Source organism: Bacteroidota bacterium, from assembly GCA_034723125.1.
Lineage (GTDB): Bacteria > Bacteroidota > Bacteroidia > CAILMK01 > JAAYUY01 > JAYEOP01.
The window spans coordinates 1-3,887 of record JAYEOP010000158.1 but is presented as its reverse complement, the minus strand read 5'-3'; the positions used below and the strand labels follow the sequence as shown (position 1 = coordinate 3,887).

Sequence of the window (3,887 nt, the reverse complement as noted above, 5' to 3'; positions counted from 1 at the left end):
TGCCGACTTCTTTATTCGAAAGCTCCAAGATACCGTCATTGCGAAGGAGGAACGACTGTGGCAATCTGATGAATAGGAGTAATTTCACGCAAAGACGCAAAGAACGCTAAGAAGAATTGTTTATTTGGTTAGATTCTCCTCCGTAGCTTTAGCGAAGGAGGATCTGTTTATTCGAAATTTGACTGCCGACTGCGGACTGAAGACTGCTGACTTCTTTATTCGAAAGCTCCAAGATACCGTCATTGCGAAGGAGGAACGACTGTGGCAATCTGATGAATAAAAGTAGGATGCTTTTTTTACTACCTCTGCTAAAAAGCCCGAGATTGTCGCGGTCGTATTCTGACAACTAATAATTGTAGTAAAATTATCACATTGTTTTTGTCAGAATACTCCCTCACAATGACGACTTTATGGGTTGTTGTTGGAATTGTTTATTTGTTTATTTGGTGATTTGTTTATCCGTAACACATAACTTTAAGTACTTTAGGCACTCTAGGCACTTTAAGTACTTCTTTTTGTTTATTCGGAATTTGACTGCCGACTGAAGACTGCCGACTTCTTTATTCGAAAGCTCCAAGATACCGTCATTGCGAAGGAGGAACGACTGTGGCAATCTGATGAATAGGAGTAATTTCACGCAAAGACGCAAAGAACGCTAAGAAGAATTGTTTATTTGTTTATTTGGTGATTTGTTTATCCGTAACACATAACTTTAAGTACTTTAGGCACTCTAGGCACTTTAAGTACTTCTTTTTGTTTATTCGGAATTTGACTGCGAACTGCCGACTTGTAGTGTCAACAAGTATATCTGCAATATATTGAAATGAACTTTATTTAATAATTATTCGCAAATTATCTTCTTGTCATTAATTCACAAAGACAAATTTATTTATTTTAATTTGCACCATAATTGCAATCAGCGAGAAACAGTGAAAAAGTTAAATAAGTTATCAATAAAGTATTTTACAGCTCCCTTCTTTGCAACATTTTTTATTTCCTTATTTGTGTTAATAATGCAATTTTTATGGAAATATATAGATGATCTTGCAGGCAAAGGACTGGAGTGGTATGTTATTTTTGAACTTATCTTTTTTGCATCTGCTCACCTTATTCCTTTAGCGTTACCCTTAGCAGTATTGCTATCTTCAATGATGACTTTTGGTAGCCTTGCCGAGAACAATGAATTGATGGCTTACAAATCCTCGGGTGTTTCTCTTGTACGAATATTCAGACCCCTTGGTATTCTTGTAATATTTTTTGCATTTGGTTCATTTTTATTTTCAAACTATGCTTTACCAAAAGCGAACTTAAGGTTCGGTGCTTTGCTATGGGATGTTAAAACCCAAAAACCTGCCTTTGATATAAGAGAAGGAGTTTTTTATAATGGAATTGACGGTTACAGTATCAGAGTAAAAGAAAAGGATAACAACACTAATGAAATAAAAGATGTATTGGTGTATGATCACACTAAGGGTACTGATAATAATATTGTAATAAAAGCCGAAAGTGGGAAAATGAGTATTTCTGAGAATCAAAGATGGCTAACTATTACTTTGTTTGATGGATACAGATATGAAGAAATAAGAAATTTAAAAAATAGTCATATAAGATTACCGCATAGCAAGACAAAGTTTAAAGAATATGAAATAAAATTTGACTTATCACAATTTGAATTTGACAGAACAAATGTTAATTTATTCAGAGGGAATTATCGAATGCTTAATATGACTGAACTAAAAGCAAAGCAGGATTCTATTGAAAAAGAAAAAGTTATTCTTGAAGAACAAACAAGAGAATACCTGAAACCCTATTTGTATTTTTTGCGTGATAGTAGCCTTAGTGATTATGAAGCCCGTGAAATGCATTTTGATTCAGCAAATTTTATCAGTAATTTTATTAAAAACAACAATAATATTCTTGGCAGAGCAAAATCAAATGCACGAACTATAAAATTCATTTTACGAAATCCTTCAATAAAAGCTGAATTTCAAAAAAATGCACTTATACGGTATCAAATCGAATGGCACAGAAAAATCATTCTTTCACTCGTAATTATTATTCTATTTTTGATGGGTGCTCCTATGGGTGCGATTATTAGAAAAGGAGGACTTGGCTTACCAAGTATTGTTTCTGTATTTATGTTTATTGCTTTTCATATAATTTCAATAATAGGCGAAAAACTTGCGAAAAAATATGTTTTAGAACCTTGGATAGGTATGTGGCTTCCTGTATTTATTCTTTTACCAATAGGACTTATCCTCGTTTATAAAGCAAATAAAGATTCTATACATTTCGGAAGTGAGTTTTTCTCTAAAGTTTTATCAAAATATTATTTGGTGTATGAATTTTTTCAGTCGAAAAGGGGAAATATGAAAAACAACTTAAGTAAAAAATAAAATGAAGATTCTTCAACTATGTTTCAGGATGCCATATCCTTTAAAAGATGGAGGTGCTATTGCCATGTACAATATGACCAAAGCTTTTTGGGAGCTTGGATGCAACACAACTTTGCTTGTTCCTGTTACGCCAAAACACAATGTGAGTATTGAAGACCTTCCTGATGATTTTAAAAAACTTGCACAAATAAATACTGTAAAAGTAAATAGTGAAATCACTTTTGCTTCTGCATTAAAAAATCTTCTTTTTTCAAAAATGCCATATTATATTTCGAGGTATGAAAATGAGAACTTTAGAAGGAAACTTATACGGATTTTAAAAGAAGAAGACTTTGACATTGTACATATTGAGAGTCTCAAAGAAGCAATCTATGTTGAGGATATCAGAAAGCATTCAAAAGCAAAAATAGTAATGCGTTCGCATAACATTGAGTACAAAATTTGGGAACGTATGGCAAGTTCAACCCACTTTGGTTTGAAAAAAATCTATTTAAATATTTTAGTAAAACGATTAAAAAAATACGAAATAGGAACTCTTAATACTTTTGATGCAATAGTTCCAATCACAAAAGTTGACGGTGATTTTTTTATCAAAGCCGGATGTACAAAGCCAGTATTTCCCACAGCATCAGGAATTGAAATGCAAAGGTTTGAAGACAGAAAAGAAAATCCCCAACAAATTTCTCTTTTTCATATAGGTGCTCTTGATTGGATGCCCAACATGGAAGCTGTAAATTGGTTTATAAATGATATTTGGCCAAAGATAAATATAAAATTTCCTGACCTAAAATTTTATATCGCAGGAAGGAATATGCCGGAGAAAATTAAAAAATTAAACAAGAAAAATATTGAAATTGTAGGGGAAGTAAATAGTGCAATCGATTTTATGAATTCAAAATCTGTAATGATTGTTCCTTTGTTATCGGGTAGCGGAATGCGAATAAAAATTGTAGAAGGTATGGCACTTGGCAAAGTAATTATTTCAACATCAATAGGTGCTGAAGGAATTGAATATACAGATGAAGAAAATATTTTGATAGCTGATTCAAAAGAGGAATTTGTAAACAGAATAGAACAGTTGATAAATGATAATGCTTTCGCAAAAAAAATAAGTAACAATGCTGTGGAGCTTGTAAAAAACAAATATGATAATTTAACGATTGTAAAAAAATTGCTAAATAATTACAAGAAAGTTATTGCCAAATAATGTGTAATTCATTTTAAGTTGCTTTTTGTTTTTCCTGCTCCCTTTTAAATTCCATTATGAGCCAATTAATTTATACACCGTCCTGCTCCAACTTCTCCTTTTCTTTCCAACAGTTTATATTTAGTGTCTCTAAGAAAACTCTGCAAAATTAGATTCCTATCTTTCTCAACTCACTGATGCTAAGGCATCGCCTCGTCTCAAAAAATAAAAATCTCACCTGCCTGACGGCAAAGGCAGGTCAAAAATCTTAGAAATCATAAAATTTGATAGTTTTCTTAGAGGCA

The 3,887-nt window shown here is 32.3% G+C and carries 2 protein-coding genes; both read left to right on the top strand.

Going from position 1 to position 3,887, the window contains the following annotated elements; all coding sequences use genetic code 11:
- The first annotated feature begins 929 nt into the window (after positions 1-929).
- On the top strand, positions 930-2,396 hold the full coding sequence (locus U9R42_04745; GenBank protein ID MEA3495324.1) for an LptF/LptG family permease: 1,467 nt from the start codon (positions 930-932) through the stop codon (positions 2,394-2,396).
- 1 nt (position 2,397) lies between these two features.
- Complete coding sequence (locus U9R42_04740; protein MEA3495323.1) at positions 2,398-3,603, top strand: glycosyltransferase family 4 protein; 1,206 nt, start codon at positions 2,398-2,400, stop codon at positions 3,601-3,603.
- Positions 3,604-3,887 lie beyond the last annotated feature (284 nt).

Excerpts from the sequence above, each read along its gene's own strand:
- U9R42_04740 (MEA3495323.1), top strand. The coding sequence starts at position 2,398 with ATGAAGATTCTTCAACTATGTTTCAGGATGCCATATCCTTTAAAAGAT.